The organism is Prosthecobacter sp. (assembly GCF_044222345.1).
Classification (GTDB): domain Bacteria; phylum Verrucomicrobiota; class Verrucomicrobiia; order Verrucomicrobiales; family Verrucomicrobiaceae; genus Prosthecobacter.
Map to the genome: position 1 here is coordinate 1 of NZ_JBGANL010000040.1, position 15,967 is coordinate 15,967.

The 15,967-nt window shown below is 62.5% G+C and carries 17 protein-coding genes and 1 pseudogene; 10 read left to right on the top strand and 8 right to left on the bottom strand.

Annotation, left to right across the window (positions count from 1 at the left end; genetic code table 11):
* Window positions 1–227, bottom strand: a pseudogene (locus tag ACILSL_RS19165) (hypothetical protein); the annotation flags it as partial.
* Window positions 228–416: 189 nt separating this feature from the next.
* Here ACILSL_RS19165 and ACILSL_RS19170 point away from each other — a divergent pair.
* Entirely contained in the window at window positions 417–776 is a 360-nt protein-coding gene (locus ACILSL_RS19170; RefSeq protein WP_395733669.1) for a DUF4282 domain-containing protein, read from the top strand.
* A gap of 95 nt (window positions 777–871) precedes the next feature.
* Entirely contained in the window at window positions 872–2,074 is a 1,203-nt protein-coding gene (locus ACILSL_RS19175; protein WP_395733670.1) for an NADH-quinone oxidoreductase subunit H, read from the top strand.
* A 185-nt stretch (window positions 2,075–2,259) separates the two neighbouring features.
* Here ACILSL_RS19175 and ACILSL_RS19180 read toward each other — a convergent pair whose 3' ends face one another.
* Genes ACILSL_RS19180 through ACILSL_RS19190 form a run of 3 tightly spaced genes read right to left on the bottom strand, consistent with a single transcriptional unit; the run spans window position 2,260 to window position 5,571 of the window.
* On the bottom strand, window positions 2,260–2,676 hold the full coding sequence (locus ACILSL_RS19180) for a VanZ family protein (RefSeq protein WP_395733671.1): 417 nt from the start codon (window positions 2,674–2,676) through the stop codon (window positions 2,260–2,262).
* A 27-nt stretch (window positions 2,677–2,703) separates the two neighbouring features.
* Window positions 2,704–4,182, bottom strand: coding sequence for a C39 family peptidase (locus ACILSL_RS19185; protein WP_395733672.1), 1,479 nt, complete (start codon window positions 4,180–4,182; stop codon window positions 2,704–2,706).
* A gap of 54 nt (window positions 4,183–4,236) precedes the next feature.
* Window positions 4,237–5,571, bottom strand: coding sequence for a glucose-1-phosphate adenylyltransferase (locus ACILSL_RS19190; RefSeq protein WP_395733673.1), 1,335 nt, complete (start codon window positions 5,569–5,571; stop codon window positions 4,237–4,239).
* 124 nt (window positions 5,572–5,695) lie between these two features.
* Here ACILSL_RS19190 and ACILSL_RS19195 point away from each other — a divergent pair, with 124 nt between their 5' ends.
* The 7 genes from ACILSL_RS19195 (at window position 5,696) to ACILSL_RS19225 (ending at window position 11,518) form a co-directional block, all read left to right on the top strand.
* Window positions 5,696–6,661 (top strand): c-type cytochrome domain-containing protein, encoded by a 966-nt coding sequence (locus ACILSL_RS19195; protein ID WP_395733674.1) that lies wholly within the window; start codon window positions 5,696–5,698, stop codon window positions 6,659–6,661.
* Between the two features lie 23 nt (window positions 6,662–6,684).
* Window positions 6,685–7,215: a peroxiredoxin gene (locus ACILSL_RS19200; protein WP_395733675.1), complete on the top strand. Its 531-nt coding sequence runs from the start codon at window positions 6,685–6,687 to the stop codon at window positions 7,213–7,215.
* A gap of 109 nt (window positions 7,216–7,324) precedes the next feature.
* Window positions 7,325–8,743: a class II fumarate hydratase gene (locus ACILSL_RS19205; RefSeq protein ID WP_395733676.1), complete on the top strand. Its 1,419-nt coding sequence runs from the start codon at window positions 7,325–7,327 to the stop codon at window positions 8,741–8,743.
* On the top strand, window positions 8,740–9,456 hold the full coding sequence (locus ACILSL_RS19210) for a hypothetical protein (protein WP_395733677.1): 717 nt from the start codon (window positions 8,740–8,742) through the stop codon (window positions 9,454–9,456). The genes ACILSL_RS19205 and ACILSL_RS19210 overlap by 4 nt, the downstream gene beginning before the upstream one ends.
* Window positions 9,457–9,462: 6 nt before the next feature.
* Window positions 9,463–10,314, top strand: coding sequence for an alpha/beta fold hydrolase (locus ACILSL_RS19215; protein WP_395733678.1), 852 nt, complete (start codon window positions 9,463–9,465; stop codon window positions 10,312–10,314).
* A 67-nt stretch (window positions 10,315–10,381) separates the two neighbouring features.
* Entirely contained in the window at window positions 10,382–10,990 is a 609-nt protein-coding gene (locus ACILSL_RS19220; protein ID WP_395733679.1) for a plastocyanin/azurin family copper-binding protein, read from the top strand.
* Between the two features lie 111 nt (window positions 10,991–11,101).
* Complete coding sequence (locus ACILSL_RS19225) at window positions 11,102–11,518, top strand: OsmC family protein (protein ID WP_395733680.1); 417 nt, start codon at window positions 11,102–11,104, stop codon at window positions 11,516–11,518.
* A gap of 229 nt (window positions 11,519–11,747) precedes the next feature.
* Here ACILSL_RS19225 and ACILSL_RS19230 read toward each other — a convergent pair whose 3' ends face one another.
* The 4 genes from ACILSL_RS19230 to aroC form a co-directional block, all read right to left on the bottom strand.
* Entirely contained in the window at window positions 11,748–12,464 is a 717-nt protein-coding gene (locus ACILSL_RS19230) for a hypothetical protein (protein WP_395733681.1), read from the bottom strand.
* A gap of 21 nt (window positions 12,465–12,485) precedes the next feature.
* Window positions 12,486–13,205, bottom strand: a complete 720-nt coding sequence (locus ACILSL_RS19235; RefSeq protein WP_395733682.1) for a DUF1080 domain-containing protein — start codon at window positions 13,203–13,205, stop codon at window positions 12,486–12,488.
* 98 nt (window positions 13,206–13,303) lie between these two features.
* Window positions 13,304–13,999, bottom strand: coding sequence for a hypothetical protein (locus ACILSL_RS19240; protein WP_395733683.1), 696 nt, complete (start codon window positions 13,997–13,999; stop codon window positions 13,304–13,306).
* A 4-nt stretch (window positions 14,000–14,003) separates the two neighbouring features.
* Window positions 14,004–15,089 (bottom strand): chorismate synthase, encoded by a 1,086-nt coding sequence (gene aroC / locus ACILSL_RS19245; protein WP_395733684.1) that lies wholly within the window; start codon window positions 15,087–15,089, stop codon window positions 14,004–14,006.
* Window positions 15,090–15,164: 75 nt separating this feature from the next.
* Here aroC and ACILSL_RS19250 point away from each other — a divergent pair, with 75 nt between their 5' ends.
* On the top strand, window positions 15,165–15,920 hold the full coding sequence (locus ACILSL_RS19250) for a phosphodiester glycosidase family protein (protein WP_395733685.1): 756 nt from the start codon (window positions 15,165–15,167) through the stop codon (window positions 15,918–15,920).
* The last annotated feature ends 47 nt before the right edge of the window (window positions 15,921–15,967 follow it).

Sequence of the window (15,967 nt, forward strand, 5' to 3'; positions counted from 1 at the left end):
GCTTTTGTCGGGGCGGTTTTCTTCACAGGCATGGGGGAGGTTTTCTTCGGGGCGGGCTTTTTCGGCGCCACCTTCTTCAAAATGGGTTTGCTCTTGGGCTTCACCGCCGGCTTGGCGGGCTTGGCGGGAACGGGCTTGCTCTTCGACTTCACCGTCTTGGCAGGAGCCTTTTTCAGGGGCTTGGCGGCGGGCTTCTTAACTGCGGGTTTCTTGGATTTCGCAGGCATGGCTTTGACGGTGTTGGGTTGTCGATGAACTTCTCTGTTAATGCACCTGGCCACAGGGCGGAAAAAGAGGCGCGGATTCTGCCTGCGGTTGTCAAAACACGCAACCAGTATTCCAATGCCTCCCCAAGGTTCCCGTTTCAGGCTCATTTGGCGGGTTGCGCCTGACCGGTCAAAGCCTACTCTCGCCTCATGAATGCCGAGCCCCCCTCCAGTTCCGCGCTTTCCAGCCTGTGGCAGCAGATCCGTGCCGTGCTTGATCTGGTGCTGGACCTCTCCTTCAAGCGCTTCGTCACACCGCACCTTGTGCGCATGCTGTATGTGCTGAGTCTGCTGGCGGCTTTCATGTATGCACTCTCCTGGCTCTTCTACAGCTGGTGGGGCATCATCATCGCCCCTGCGGCCTTTCTGCTCTACCTGATCATCGCCCGTGTGACGGTGGAGCTGATCCTGGCGGTCTTCCGCATCGCGGAGCGCATCGCCCCGATGGCAGATGACACTGCGGCCAATCCTGCGCGGAAGCCGGCTTCGTTCACCGATCAGGTGCGTTGACAGCCCGCAAATACAGCGGCGAAACAAGGAGCTTGTGAAATTTTTCACAAAATCGGGTTGCCGCCCCTCGCTGCGTCCTGATAATCGCCCTGCCGATGTTCACTCCCACGCTCGCCACTTTCGATCTCATTGCGCTCGCCGTCTCGGTGGGGAAGATCGTGTTTCTCACCTTCCTGGTCATCCTCCCGCTGGTTTCGATCGCGGTTTACTTTGAGCGACGCATCTCCGCCGTAATTCAGGACCGCGTGGGTCCGAACCGCGTGGGCGTGCCGCTGACACTGCTCGGCTTCAAGAAAGACTGGCAGCCCTTCGGCATCGGCGGTCTGGCCCAGGCGGCGGCAGACGGCCTGAAGTTCATTTTGAAGGAAGACTTTGTGCCCTCCCATGTGCGCAAGTTTTACTACTGGCTGGCCCCGTGCCTGACGGTGGTGCCTGCGCTGCTCACCTGCGTGGTGCTGCCTTTCGGCAGTGAATTGAACCTCTCCTTCATCGGAGTCGTGGAGCCCGTCAAAATGGTGATCGCAGACCTGAGCATCGGGCCGCTCTTCACCTTCGCCATCGCCTCCCTCGGCGTGTATGGCATCGTCCTCGCCGGCTGGTCCTCCAATTCAAAGTACCCCTTCCTCGGCGGCGTGCGCGCCAGTGCGCAGATGATCTCGTATGAGATCTCGCTGGGCCTGTCCATCATCCCGGTGCTGATGATCTTCGGCGAGCTGAACCTCACCAAGATGTCCGCCTTCCAGGACGCCAACGGCTGGCTGCTGCTGCCGCTCTGGGGCGAAGGCCTGAGCCTCTCCCGCTGGGTGCTGCTGATCCCCATCGTCATCTCCTTCGTCATCTTCACCGTCTCCATGTTTGCCGAGACAAACCGCCTGCCCTTCGACCTCGCTGAGTGCGAGACGGAACTGGTGGCCGGCTACCACACCGAATACAGCTCCATGAAGTTCGCGCTGTTTTTCATGGGTGAATACGCCGCGATGATCATCGGCTCAGGCATGGCGGTGACGCTGTTCCTTGGCGGCTGGAGCATCCCCTGCTGGCCGCTGCTGGAAAAAATCATCCCGCTGCAGCTGCACTACACGCCAGACACCACGCCGCTCTACACCGGCCTGCTGCACATCGGCACCTTCTTCGCCAAGGTCTTCGGCTTCATCGTCTTCTTCATCATCATCCGCTGGACACTGCCCCGCTTCCGCTTTGACCAGCTCATGGCCCTCGGCTGGAAAGTGTTCTTCGAGCTCGCCCTCGCAAACGTGTTCCTCACCGCGCTGCTGATGTACTGGTTTCCGCTGAAGTAAGCCAAGTTGCCCAGTTGTGCTGCAACTGGGTTTGGAGTTCCATTCCTAAGTTCGATCTGTCTGGCGCGACGGGTGCATCCACGCTTCATCATGTCCATCCGCCAGACCGCCCGACTTCGAGGACGCTCGCAAGCTAAGGTGTTTGCGGCACGCTGACAGGCGGGCGGGCTGTCGCCACACCCATCTTACGGCAGAGGCTGCTTGATCCGCTCTCTCACCAGCCACCGCTCCGCGACCAACGCGAGAAAGGCCCCAATCAAGCCGCCACACAAATCAGCCGCCCAGTCCCACACATCCCCACCGCTGCGGCCGGGGGTGTAGGTTTGATGCCACTCATCAAAGCCGCCGATGGCACCGCAGAACAGGACCGGGGCGAGAATGGCCACGGCTGGGGCTCTGGCACGCCCCGCGAGGCGCAGGCTGAGCAGGAAGCCCATGCCGCCGGCCGAGAAAAAGATCGCGTGCTCCAGCTTGTCCACGCCATCAAAGCTCGCGGGTGATGGCAGATGCGTCTGAGAGGAAAGCCAGAACAGCAACCCGAACCATAGCACGACCAAAAAACGCCAAAGCAGGGGAGACGAGAGGAAGCGCGGGAGTGCCATGACAGGCGGTGTATAGCAGACTTCACCTCAGAATCCCACGACGTAAAAGTACTGCTGGGAGACTCTTTCGGCTTCGGGGAGGGTGATCCAGCGTTCTTTGTAGTCTTCGCCCCAGCTGTCACTGAAGGCGATTTCATTGGTGTCCTTGTTATAACCGATGATGAGGACGACATGGCTGGACTCTCTGTCTTCGGCCAATGTGCTGGCGGCGGCTTCCTCGGTGACTTTGGTTTTCCAGGCAGCCCAGTTGGTGATGGTTTTGCGCTCCTTGGTGCGCTTGTTGGCGACGTCGTTGAATTCCTTGGTGCTGTAAAGGCACCACATAAGCGGCACGCCTTTGTCGATGTATTTGGCGATGTCCTTGATCTTGAGCTCGCTTTTCCACGCGTCAAAGGAGCGGCGTTTGTTGCGGATCTGAGGGGCGATGCCTTCGAGGAGTGCGGAGACACTGGTGCCGCCGCCGAAGCCGGAATTGCCGGCGTTGGCAAGGATGTACATGTCCGCAGGCACTCCGAGATGGCGCATGGCGCGCTCGGCGGTGGCGGGCGCGCAGTAGCCTTTGGGGCCCTGGTCCACCATGGGAATGTCCCCGACGACGACGTCACCGTTCTCACGCTTTTCGAGATTGGCCAGGGCCTGGGCACGAATGATCTTGTCCGTGGTGTCCTCCACCTTCCCACCGGCATCGGCGAAGGCGGTGGTGACAACTTGCACACCGACGTACACACCCTTGGCCTCGGCCAGGAGAATCGCATGCCCGCGCCAGTCCCAGCGCTGCACGGTCAGACGTCCGATGTTGCTCGGGCCTTCGCCAAAACGCGCCTCCTTTGGCGTCCCGAGTTTTTTGGTGAGCGTCGCCGCGATCGCAGTCAGATCCTTGTCCATGGCCTTTTTCACGATCTTGGCCGCCTCTTCACCGGGGGTGTTTTTGTCGAAGTGCATTTCGCCACCGCCTTTGGCGCTGAAGAGGTCACCCTTGTTGGCAAAGACGAGGGAGAAGCCCGTCACCTTGTCATTTTCGGCATACATCGCCACGGAGTAGGGATGCGCACCAAACATCATGTAGTCGTCCTTGGTGTAGGCGCGGTAGCTGCTGGTGTTCTTGGTCTTGGACTCCTGGGGGATTTTGAGGCGGGCGGCGACTTCCTCGGCGGAAGAAGCCCAGAGCAGTGTGTCGGCAAAAAGCGGCTGGCCTGCGGCCTCGTTCACCTCTGCTGGTTCCAGCTTGTCATTAGGCCCGGGCTTGAAGGTTGCCGAGGGTGCGGCTGCGGGCATGCCAGCTGACTTGATGTACTGCTGATCGGCGGCGGAGAGGGACGTGATGGCGAAGGTGTACTTCTGCCCCGTGGCCAGTTCGAGCGTCACGTTGGGCCCATTGACGCCGACGAGCTTTGCCTGCACCGCCTTGCCCTGGGCATTGGTAAAGGTGCGGAGTTCGGGGGATTGGGGAAACGCGGCGGCAAGGGACAGGCCCAGCGCTAGAAAAACATTGGCGGCATGCTTCATGGATACGGTTCTAACGCATCCGCCTCTGAAGGTGTTAGGACTTTTTTGGGCGTCTCAGATCCACGTCCCGGACGGGATGATGGCATCTTTCGGAATGCAGATGATGCCGTCGCGAATGTAGAAGTTTTCACCATCCATGTTGTCCGGCTTGCCTTCGGGAGTGATGACCACGTTGTCGCCGATGTGGACGTTCTTGTCGATGATGGCGCGCTCGATGCGGCAGTTGCGGCCGATGCCGGGAGGCGGGCGGTTCGGATCGGTGCCGACGGCTCCTGCATAGTAATCCGCGCCCATGATGATGCAGTCACGGATGGTGGTGCCGGGCTCGATCTTGGCGCGCAGTCCGATGACAGCGGTTTCGATGTGGGCGTCTGTGAGCACGCTGCCGTCGGCGATCAGCGCGCCGCGAATGGTGGCGCCATTGATCTTGGTGGCCGGCAGGAAGCGGGCGTGGGTGAAGATGGGCGCGGAGCTTTCGAAGAAGTCGAACTGCGGCACCAGGCGGCAGAGGTCGAGGTTGGCGTCGAAGAAATTGCGGATGGTGCCGATGTCCTCCCAGTAGCCCTGGAAGTTGAAGTTGAAGACGCGCTTGTTCTTGATCGCGGTGGGGATGATGTGCTTGCCGAAATCGTTGAGCGTGTTGTCGAGACAATCGATCAGCACATCACGGTGGAAGAGGTAGATGCCCATGGAGGCCTGGAAGCGCGCCTCTGTCGGCTCGATGCCCATGGTCTTCAGTGTGGTCGGCGGGATGCGCAGCTTTTCGAGGACTTCAGGATCCTTGGGTTTCTCGATGAACTCGTAGATCCGCCCCTCTTCATCCGAGTGCATGATGCCAAACCCGGTGGCGGCCTCGGCATCCACGGGAATGGTGGCGATGGTGATGTCCGCATTGGTGGCGACGTGCTGGCGCATCAGCATGCGGTAGTCCATCCGGTAGAGCTGGTCCCCGCTGAGGATCAGGAAGTAGTCGTAGTCGCCTTCGAGGAAGTAGCGCAAGTTCTGCCGCACTGCGTCGGCGGTGCCCTGGTACCAGCGCTCACCATCGGGGGTTTGCTGGGCTGCGAGCACCTCCACAAAGCCGCGGGTGAACTGATCAAAGCGGTAGGTGCGGGAGAGATGGCGGTTGAGCGACGCGCTGTTGTACTGAGTGAGCACGTAGACCTGACGCAGCCCGGAATTGATGCAGTTGCTGATCGGGATGTCGACGATGCGATACTTGCCGGCGAGGGGCACGGCGGGCTTGGCGCGGTTTTCAGTCAGTGGGAAAAGACGAGTGCCTGCGCCACCCCCCATGACGATCGCCAGAGTATTGCGGCGTAGGAGAGTATCTGCTTCGATCTGGACTTTGGATGACGAGGGGGCCGTGGCGGTGGGGAGTGTGCTCATTGTCCTAAGATGGTTGTCATTAATTCTCTGCAACAAGGAGAACAAGCAAGCGTTATCCCTGTCCAAATCTTGCGGGCTGACGCGCCTCGCGAGCGATCCCGTTCTTATCACCTTCATCCCACTCATGTCCACCCCGACGTTTCGTTTGCCCTGCATGATCAGCGTTTGCCTGATTGCGTCCTCAGCCTACTCAGCGGTCAGCTTCGAAAAAGACCTGCTGCCCGCCATTACCAAGAAATGCGTGGATTGTCATAAGGCTCCACATGTGGAAAACGGCCAGAAGAAGGAGCCCAAGGCCGGCCTGCGGCTGGATGCCTCCTGGGCCATCCTCAAAGGCAGTGAAAACGGCCCGGTGCTCACGCCCGGCGCGCCCGACAAGAGCGGCATCTACGAGTCCGTGATGCTGCCGAAGGATGACGACGGCCACATGCCCTCCAAGGGCGAAGATCTGACCAAGGAGGAAATCGCCCTGCTCAAGAAGTGGATCGAGGAAGGCGCGGACTTCGGCGGCTGGGTGGGCAGCGTGGAAGGCATGCCCGCAGGCGCGATGACGGAATCCGCGAAACCGTACAAGCCACGTCCGCATGATCTGTTTTATGCGGCGCTTGAAAAAGAGGTGAAGCCCCTTGCTGACGGCGTGCTGGCCAAGGCGAAGGCCGCCGGTGCCCAGGTCTCTCCGGTGAAGGTGGACAGCCCGCTGGTGCGGGTGGATTTCCTCACGGGAGTCTCGAAGTGCGATGACGCCAAGGTGGCCGAGATCCTGCCGCTCAAGGAAAACATCGTGCAGCTGGATCTGGGGCGCACCATCATCACCGACGGCGCCTTGAAGACGATCGGCCAGATGCCGCGCCTGGTATCGCTCGATTTGCGTCAGACGAAAATCACCGATGCCGGCCTCGAATCCCTCGTCGGTCTGAAAAAACTCGAGACGCTGAATCTCTACGGCACCGAGATCACGGACGCCGGATTGAAGCACCTGGCCAGGATCAAAAGCCTCAAGAATGTCCATCTCTGGCAGTCCAAGGCCACCAAGCCCGGCGTAAATCAACTCAGCGCCGCCATCCCCGGCATCAAAGTCAGCATCGAATAACCCACCCCATCCGTAGGTCCTCCATGAAAACGCGTCTCTTCCTCCTCACCACCATGTCCATGCTCAGCGCACTCTTTGGAACCGCCCAGGCTGGCGAAGGCGAAAAAGTCAGCTACCCCGCCCCGGCGGTCTCTGGCATCAATCAGGACGGTGCCACGGTGAACTTCGCCGATGTCTACAAGAAGGGCCCCACGGTGGTGTTCTTCTACCCGAAGGCCGACACCCCCGGCTGCACCAAGCAGGCCTGCTCCCTGCGGGATGCCTTTGCGGATCTCTCCAAAGAAGGCGTGCAGGTGCTCGGTGTGAGCTTTGACAAGTCGGAGTCGCAAAAGGCGTTCAAGGACAAGTTCACGCTGCCCTACGACCTCATCGCCGATCCTGAAGGCAAGATCGTCGAGGCTTTCAAAGTGAAGAAGATGCTCAAAGGCCTGCTCTCACTCGCCTCACGGAGTTGCTTCCTCATCAAGGATGGCAAGGTCGTCTGGCAGGACTACAAGGCCGCCACCGACCAGCAGGCCGCTGACATCAAGCGCGTGCTGGCCGAGGTGAAGTGATCTGGTTTTTTTAGTGTGTTGTTTGGTACAAGTCGGGGATCGGAAACGATCCCCGGCTTTGTTTTTGAGACTTTGAGGCGCGCACGATTTCCCCAACGTATCCTCTGCCATGAAGACGCGCACCGAGACAGACAGCATGGGGGCGCTGGACGTGCCGGCGGAGGCGCTGTATGGCGCGAGCACGCAGCGCGCGGTGCTCAATTTCCCGGTCAGCGGGCGCTGTGTGCCGCTGCCGGTGATCCATGCCTATGGGCTCATCAAATGGGCGGCGGCGCGTGTGCACCATGAGCTGGGACTGCTGCCGCAGGACCATGCGGCGCTCATCGAGCAGGCGGCCCTGGAGGTGGCGGAGGGCAGGCACGATGCGCATTTCGTCATCGACATCTATCAGACCGGCTCCGGCACGAGCACGAACATGAATGTGAACGAGGTGGTCGCGAACCGCGCCTGCCAGATCATCGGCAGGCCCCTCGGCACAAAGGACCCGGTGCATCCGAATGACCATGTGAACATGGGGCAGTCCAGCAACGACACCTTTCCCACGGCGGTGCACATCGCCGTGGCGCAGGAGCTGAACCGGAGGCTGCTCCCGGCGCTGGAGACGCTGCAGCAGGCGCTGACGGCGAAGGCGGAGGAGTTTTGGGAGGTGCTCAAAATCGGCCGCACGCATTTGATGGATGCCACGCCCGTGCGCCTGGGGCAGGAGTTCAGGGGGTACGCACGGCAGGCGGAGCTGGCGGCGAGCCGCGTGCACAAGGCGCTGAACGCCCTCATGGAGCTGCCGCTGGGCGGCACGGCGGTGGGCACGGGGCTGAACAGCCACCCGGAGATGCCCGCCCGCGCCATCCCGCTGCTCGCTGAAAAGACGGGCCTGCCTTTCCGGGAGGCGCAGGATCACTTCGAGGCGCAGTCGGCAAAGGACGCCCTCGTGGAGGCAAGCGGCCAGCTCAAGACCATCGCCACCAGCCTCTTCAAGATCGCCAATGACCTGCGCTGGCTCAGCTCCGGCCCGCAGTGTGCGATTGGCGAGATCAGGCTCCCCGCCACGCAGCCCGGGAGTTCCATCATGCCCGGCAAGGTGAACCCCGTGATGTGCGAGAGCCTCATGCAGGTCTGCGCCCGGGTCATGGGCAACGACGCCACCGTCACCTGGTGCGCCGCCAGCGGGAATCTGGAGCTCAACGTCATGATGCCCGCGCTCGCGGCGGCGCTGCTGGAAAGCATCGAGCTGCTGACGAATGCCACCGCGCTCTTTGCCACACGTTGTGTGAGCGGCATCGTGGCGAACCGGGAGCGCTGCACGAATTTCATCGAGCACAGCCTCGCCATGGTGACCGGTTTGAATTCCAAGATCGGCTATGACAAGGCCGCTGAAATCGCGAAGCAGAGCGCGCAAACGGGGACGCCGGTGCGGGAGCTCTGCCTGGAGCGGCTTGCAGAGCTCGGCCTCACGGAGGCGGAGCTGAACGAGGCGCTGGACCCTGCGCGGATGACGCAGCCGGATGCAGGCATGGTAGGCGGCGGATGATCATCATTTTCCTTTTCGTCCTGCAATCAAATCGGAGCGGGCACGACACCACCCGCGCGAGCTGGGCTTTCCGGGCGGCCATCTTCACCAGATGGCTCTCTGGAGCAGGCACGCTGGGAATGACCAGCACGGGACGGCTGGCAGGCTGCCTGCTCTCGCAGGTGCCGGACTCCAGGGACAGCAGAGCCGGCGGTGCTGAAATGGGGCTGAAGCGGGGCGGCGTGGGAATTTTTTTGATCGCCTTTCCCAGCGGCACCACTCAGCATGCCTGGCGCATGAGTTCCTCCCCCCATCCCATTTTCATCATCGCGGTGCTCGGTGCAGCGGCCTCGGTGATCATGCTGATCACCGTGTTCCGCGTGCGCAGCTGGGGGCTGAAGGTGCTGCTGGGGCTCATCGCGCTAACGACGCTGGCCCCGGCCGGGCTGGTGGTGTATGCCATGCACCCGGAGTGGATGGACGCCCGCTACCGCAGCTACAAAGCCTTTTACGAAGGCATCCGGCTGGGCATGACGCGGGATGAGATCATGGCCCTGCAGACGCAGTTTTACCCGGAAGGCGGCCCCCGGCAAAAGCCGCAGATCATCATTGAAGATGAGAAGGGCCTGACCTTCTTTATGCACCCGGAACATTCAGCGGAGCCGAACTGCGAAGGCATCTTTTTGGGTTTCGAGAACGGGAAGCTGAAGTCAAAAACGTATTCCCCTGACTGAATCCCCATGCCCCTCTGGAAGCGCCTGCTGCGCCTCGGCGCCATCTTCATTTTTACACCCGTGATCTTTCTGCTCGGCGGCCAGTCCAGCCTGATCTACCACCCGAATCCTTACCGGGCGGAGCATGAATCTATGCTGGAAGCCGGCCAGGGGGAGCGCGTGCTTTTTGAGACGTCTCAGGGCCACCAGACGGCCTTCTACATCCCCCCGCGCGCACCTGCCAGCGGCCTGCCGCAGACGCTCTGGCTCTGCTTTGCCGGGAATGGCTCGCTGGCGCTCGACTGGCTCTATGACACCGACGCGTGGGATGGCCGCTTTGCCTACCTGCTGGTCGATTACCCCAGCTATGGCGAGTGCGAGGGCGCCCCGAACCCGGAGCGAATCCGGGAGAGCGGCAAGGCGGCCGTGCAGGCGCTGGCGAGGCACCTGCACACCACCCAGGCCGAGCTGCTGCCCCGCCTGGCCGTGCTGGGCCATTCCCTGGGCGCTGCGGCGGCCCTGATGGCAGCGGATGACCTGGACATCCGGCGCGGGGTGCTGATGTCTCCCTTCACCACGATGACGGACATGGGCCGCATCGTGCTCGGCTGGCCGCTCTGCTACCTGAACCGGCACCGCTTCGACAACCGCACCACGCTGCGCCACGTGGCCTCCCGTGCCGGGGCCCGGTTCGTGATTTTCCACGGCGCGGAGGATGAGGTGATCCCCGTGCGCATGGGGGCGGAGCTGGCGGCGGCCCACCCGCAGGCCGTGACCTTTCACGCCGTTCCCGGCGGGCACCACAATGACCTGCTGGACCTGATTTCGCCCCAGATCGGGCGGGCGATGGCGGAGGTGACGGCGGGTGCCAAGCCGTGAGTCACACGGTGGTTGCTTTCGGGCGCTGCTGTGCTCTGATGGGCGCTCAATCCCCACCCACTAGCCCATGTCCGCGCCCTCCTCTACTTCGGAAAAATCGTCCTCCATCTGGTCTGTTATCAATCTGATCATCGGATCCGCTCTCGGCGGTGCCGTCCTGCTGTGGGTGCTGGCCTTTATCTTTGACGGTCTGGGCTCCCTGCGCCCGAAGGCGAAAGCCGAGGCTGCTGCTCCGGCTGCCGCTGCCCCTGCCGCCGCTGCCGCCTCTGCGGCCCCTGCTGCTGCCGCCGCAGACCTGCCCGTGCTCGAAGTCATCATCAAGCCAGACGCCGCCAACCCGCTGGCCTATGACACCAAGACCATCAGCGCCAAGGCCGGCCAGAAGATCAAGCTGACCTTCACCAACACCCACCCCACCCTGCCCCAGCCGCACAACATCGTGATCGGCAAGCTCGGCACCAAGGACAAGATGATGGCCATCGCCATGGGCGCCATGACGCTGGTGGACAAAGGCTACATCCCCGACTCCCCGGACATCCTCGCCCACACCAAGCTGCTTCAGCCCGGCAGCAGCGAGACCATCGAATTCACCGTGCCTGCCGCCGGAGAGTACCCCTTCTTCTGCACCTTCCCCGGCCACGTGGCCATCATGAACGGCACGCTCACCGCGCAGTAAGCCCTGCCCTGAGCGGGTGGAGCGGTGGAATGACGGAGTCTTGAAACAGACGCCCCATTCCACCTCGCTCCCGCACTCCCGAGTACTCAAACACTCCACTTCCTCCCCGCCATGGCCGTCTCCATCAGCATCGATTACGAAGGCGGCCTGCGCTGCCGGGCCACGCATGGCCCTTCGCAAAACCAGTTCATCACCGATGCACCGGTGGACAACCACGGCAAAGGCGAGTCCTTCAGCCCCACCGATCTCGTGGCCACGGCGCTGGCCTCGTGCATGGCCACCGTCATCGGCATCAAGGTGCAGCAGAAGGGCTACGACGTCGCCGGCATGAAAGTCAGCGTGGAAAAGCACATGAGTGAGGACAGCCCGCGCCGCATCGTGCGCCTGCCCATCACCATCCAGATCCCGCTGCCGGAAGACCACCCCGACCGCAAACTCCTCGAAGCCACCGCCCTCGGCTGCCCCGTGTACCACAGCGTGCACCCGGACATCGACAAGCCGGTGACCTTTGTGTGGGGCGCGAAGTAATCTTGCGCGCCCTCTGGCCGTAGGTCGGCCGTGTTTGGCGTCGAGCGCGTGCTCACCGCCCATCGACCCCTCCGCCAAACCGCCCGACTGCGAGGACGTTCGTACGCCGAAGTGCCTGCCGTATGCTGACAGACGAGCGGGCTTCGCCACGACCGTCCTTCGTCCATGCAGCCCTCTTTCTGGAGGAACAAGAGGGCGTCCTTGTTGCACAGCAACAAGGCAGCTTTTCCTACCGCACCCAGCGGGCGCCGCTGGAGAGGCCCACGTGCCAGTCGCGCAGGTGCATGTCGGAGTAGTCGGTCTTGCCCTGGGCGCCCACCATTTTGGTGCCGGTGGCGCGTTTCCAGGCTTTGCTGAAGCTTTCCGCCGTATGGCAGCCCCAGCTCTGGCAGTAGGCTTTGCCGCTGAAGGCCCAGCGGCTGATCTTGCGCAGGTCGTTCTCATGCAGCCACGCGGTGGAGGTGGCGTACACGTCCGAGCTGTAGTCAAACATGAAGCTGTACTTGTTTGAGTGGCCGAAGTACTCGAAGCCGGAGATCTTCAGGCCGCTGCGCCCGGACTGGCCGTGGTTGATGTAGTTGATCAGTTCGTCCGTGCTGCGGAACCAGACGAGATTGATGTAGGGGTAGGCCTTCGTCACGGACTCCACATTCTGCATCAGCGGCTGGTGCTCGGCGGCGGCGCGGCGCACATACGCGTCCCGGTACACCAGCCAGGTGATGCGGGTGTTGGCGGGGACGGTTTTGTGAATCTCCTGCATGCGCACGCGGGCGGTGCGGATGAAGTTGCCCCACCAGCGGTCGTGCTGCTCTCCGGGCCGGCGCAGGTCTTCAAACTGACGCACCGCAGGCCCGCCGCTGACGACGAGGTATTCGGTGTCGGCAGCAACCTTGGTGGCAAGGCCGCTGGTGAGCAGAAGAAGCGTGGTGAAAAGCAGGCGGGTCATGATGGGGCTAAGAAAGCACGACTACTTCGTTTCGACGAGCTTGAAGTTTTTGAACTGCACGACCATCGGCGGGCCGGCGTGGATCTGCAGGGCCAGGATGCCTTCCTTCGGCGCGTTGGCGGCGTCTTCGTCGGTCACGTCGATGGTCTGCATGCCGTTGATGAAATGCTGCACGTGGTTGCCCTTGGCGACGATGCGGTACTCGTTCCAGTCCTCGTTTTTGATGGAGGCCTGAATGGCGGCGCTGTCTCCCACGCTGCCGGTCACTTCCACCACGGCCTTCTTGCCACCGTCTGCGGCGGGCTTGATCACGGTCTTTTCACCGCGCTTGGCCAGGATGCCACGACCGCGCTCCTCATAGAGGATGCCGCTGTAGGTCTTGCCGGCTTCAAAGTCGGCCTGGTAGCCGCTGACGATGGGGCCGTTTGCGCCAGCGGGCAGTTCGATGCTGCGGTACTGCACGCCGGAATTGCCTTTTTCGATGCGGTATTGAAACGTCAGCACGAAATCACTCACCTTGCCACCTTTCCAGACGAGGAAGGTGTTGTGCTTGAGGATGCTCTTGGCCGGATTGGCGGGGTCAGCAGGGGTCTTGCCGGTGATGGTGCCGTCCTGCACGCTCCAGAGCTCCTTGTTGCCCTCCCAGCCGGTGAGGTCCTTGCCGTTGAAGATTACTTTTTCATCCGCGCTGGCGAAGGAAAGGGTGGCGAACAAGGCGGCGAGGGCGAGGTGCAGTTTCATGAATGGTTGTGGTGGTCGGGCGAGGTTTAACGCGCAGGCCCGTGCTTGTCTATCGCTTTGCAAGGAGCGGAAGGATGGGGCGTGGATGGATGCGCCCGTCACCTCCGCCTCTGGCGCATGCCCCAGGCGCCCAGTCCAATCAGCAGGCCGATGCCTGCGGCGGCCTGCATCACTGCACGCCACCGCCCGGCCTCTTCGGCGCGGGCGGCACGCGCTGCCGCGCCCTCGGCGAAAACCCGCCGATGCCAGGAGGGCGAGGCCTCCTTGAGCACCTCAAGATCTTCATCGGTGAATTCCTGCGGCAACATCCCAGTCCGGCGCAGGATCTCCGGCAGCGAAGCCGTGCGCTCATTGAGGAGCATCAGCTCCTCCCCATCAAAGCATGGCTCCCCGTCACTCCGGTGAAGAATCACGAGCAGTCTCTGCCCCTTTTTGAAGTGCCACAGCCTGCCCCAGTCTTCGTCAATGGGAACGTAAGGCGACTGCTCGTAGTCAGCCTGGAGCACCGCCGTTCGAATCCCGACGACCTCCTCCAGATGCCCGTAGGCGGATTCGACCCGCAGCGTGCAGGACTCCGAGAGCCGGGTCTGCTGCGGCTGGCGGTCCTCTTCCGCAGACACCTCCGTGACCGTGCCGACCAGAAACGCCGGCGGCGCTCCCTTTTCCGGGGGCCTCGGCGCACTCTGGATGATCCGTTCCCGTCCGCTGCTTCCCACCGCAATCTCTGGCAAGGGCGCACCCAGGCCAGCCAGGCACGTCGTGCCGGTGAAGAGCCAGGCAAGCCACCTCATCATCCCATCACCCCCGCATGGCGCGCTGGCGCAGGAAATGGTCGGCCAGCACCAGATGCACCATCGCCTCCACCATCGGCACGGCGCGTGGCAGCACGCAGGCATCGTGGCGACCGCGTGCGGAAAGGGTGGTGTCCTCACCGGTGTTGGTCACGGTCTTCTGCTCGCGCAGCACGGTGGCGGTGGGCTTGAAGGCGACGCGGAAGACGATCTCCTCGCCATTGCTGATGCCGCCCTGGATGCCGCCGCTGCGGTTGGTGCGGGTGCGCACCTTGTCGCCGTCCATGTAGAATTCATCGTTGTGCTCCAGGCCCGTCATCGCCGTGCCGCCAAAGCCGCTGCCGATTTCAAATCCCTTCGTCGCAGGCAGGCTCATCATCGCCTTGGCCAGATCGGCCTCCAGCTTGTCAAACACCGGCTCGCCAAGTCCGGGCGGCACGCCGCGCACCACGCACTCGATCACGCCGCCCACGCTGTTGCCTTCGCTGCGGACTTTCTCAATGAGCTCGATCATCTGCTCCGCCGCCACCGGGTCACAGGTGCGGACGATGTTGGATTCGATCACCGCCGCAGTGAGCTCCGTGCCCGCGGGCACCTTCGCCTCGATGTTCTGAACCGTCTTCACATAGGCGAGGCATTCGTAGCCGCTGAGCGAGTGCTGCAGCACCTTGCGCGCGATGGCACCTGCCGCCACGCGACCGATCGTCTCGCGGGCGCTGGACCGCCCGCCGCCGGAGACGGCGCGGATGCCGTACTTGGCGTCATAAGTGTAATCCGCATGGCTGGGCCGGTAGGCCTGCTGCATCTCCGTGTAGGCGGAGGGGCGCTGATCCGTGTTGCGCACCAGAATGCCGATGGGCGTGCCGAGCGTGAGGCCATCCAGCACGCCGGAAAGGATCTCCGCCTTGTCGTCTTCTTTGCGTGGCGTGACGATCTTGCTCTGGCCGGGGCGGCGGCGGTCCAGCTCCGCCTGAATATCCTCCACCGTGAGGGGGATGCGTGGCGGGCAGCCGTCGATGACGACGCCGACGCCGATGCCGTGGGATTCGCCCCAGGTGCTGATGTGGAAAAGGGTGCCTAGACTGCTGGACATGTGAAGATCATCATGGGGCAATCCGTCCCGGGTTCAAGATGGTTGTGCGCTGGCCTGAATTCAGCATCCTGTGGCATGACCTTTCCCCGCTGGCTTCTCACCCTTTTCGGCTGCGCCACGATCACCTCGCACCTGCACGGCGCGGAGACGGTGGATTACGAAGGCGGGCGCTATCACCTTTACCGCGTGGACAAGGCCGACTGGTCACGCCTGCAGCTCGCCTGGCTGGGCGACAACGGCCAGCCGCTGGGAGATTTCAACGGCCTGCGCCGGCAGCTCGCGGCGCGCAGCAAGCAGATCATTTTCGCCACCAACGCCGGCATCTACGAACGCGGCCCGAAGCCCTGCGGCCTGACCATCTGCGCCGGCAAAGAGCTGGTGCCGCTGAATCTGAGCGCAGGCGAAGGCAACTTTTTCCTCAAACCGAACGGCGTCTTCTACCTCGACGACCAGACCGGCCCCGGCGTGATGGAAGCGGCGGAATTTGCCCAAAGCGGACTCAAGCCACGCCTCGCCACGCAGTCCGGCCCGCTGATGCTGCGCCAGGGCGTGATCCATCCCGCCTTCCAGGTCAATTCACCCAACAAACGCCTGCGCAATGCCGTGGGCGTGCGCAAAAAAGACGGCCAGATCCTCTTTGTGATGAGCGACCGCGAAGACGCCGTGAAAGGGCGCGTCACGTTTCACCAGTTCACCCGCTTCTTCCAGCACCTCGGCTGCGAAGACGCCCTCTACCTCGACGGCGACATCTCCAACATGCTCGTCGATCCCAAGCCTGACGCCAAGTTCACCTCCAACACCTTTGCGGGTATGTTTTTCGTGGCGGAGTGAAAGAGGGGCCTGCGGCCTGCTTGCGGCGGCCTAAGCTGACCCCTCAC